Annotated in this window: 1 protein-coding gene and 1 pseudogene; both read left to right on the forward strand. The window is 51.0% G+C overall.

The window, feature by feature from the left end:
- Positions 1 to 117: 117 nt before the first annotated feature.
- Positions 118 to 213: pseudogene (locus F1735_RS37670) on the forward strand (M35 family metallo-endopeptidase); the annotation flags it as partial.
- Positions 214 to 306: 93 nt separating this feature from the next.
- On the forward strand, positions 307 to 774 hold the full coding sequence (locus F1735_RS37675; RefSeq protein ID WP_167241421.1) for a DUF4214 domain-containing protein: 468 nt from the start codon (positions 307 to 309) through the stop codon (positions 772 to 774).
- Positions 775 to 896 lie beyond the last annotated feature (122 nt).

Below are 896 nucleotides of genomic sequence, written 5' to 3' on the forward strand. Positions count from 1 at the left end.
AATGAGATTAGCCATGATTCCGCCGCCGTAACCGATCAGATTTCCTCCGATATCACGAAAAAGCGATGAAAAATCGTGCTCTCCTGATGTCGGCCAGTTCGGAAAAATCGTTTTGCAATTGGCTCACGGGACATCGCTTATGGCCAAGCCAATGCCCGGAGTCTCGCACTGAGCAATCCGGCAAATGCGTTACAAAATGCCGATACACACGAATATTTCGCGGAAAATAGCCCGGCATCCACCTCCGCCATATTTTCCAAGGCTCGCGGCAACTATACGATCAACAAGGTCGGCACGGGCTTTTCGGTGTCCGACAATACCGGTGCCGATGGCATCCAGTTCTTTTCCAGCATTTATCGGCTTAAATTTACGGATGTTTCAGTCGCCCTGGATCTTGATGGCAATGCCGGGAAAGTCTATCGGCTCTATCAAGCCGCATTCAACCGCGTGCCAGATCTTGGCGGGTTAGGTTTTTGGATCGAGCGGATGGACAATGGCGCAACCTTGCAAGCCATCGCCGGTGGCTTCATCGGCAGCGCCGAATTTACCACGCTGTACGGTGCCAACCCAAGCAATGAGGTATTTTTGACCAAGCTCTACTATAACGTGCTGCACCGCACACCAGACCAAGGTGGTTACAATTCCTGGCTGGGTGTCTTGAACAATGGCACACCGCGCGCAGAAGTGTTGACGGCTTTCAGTGAAAGCGCGGAAAACAAGGCGCAAGTAGCGGTAGTCATCAGTGGTGGAATTGCCTATACGCCTTATGGGTAACCAATCACCTCCCCGCAGACAATTTTTCTGCCTGGAAACTCAGTTCAATGTATGATGTGCAATCTTGTTAAAAAAGCCCACGCCTCTCACTGATTTCGACCTGCGCCAGATGGATGAAGAAT

Source organism: Massilia genomosp. 1 (assembly GCF_011682185.1).
Lineage (GTDB): Bacteria > Pseudomonadota > Gammaproteobacteria > Burkholderiales > Burkholderiaceae_D > Telluria_A > Telluria_A rubra.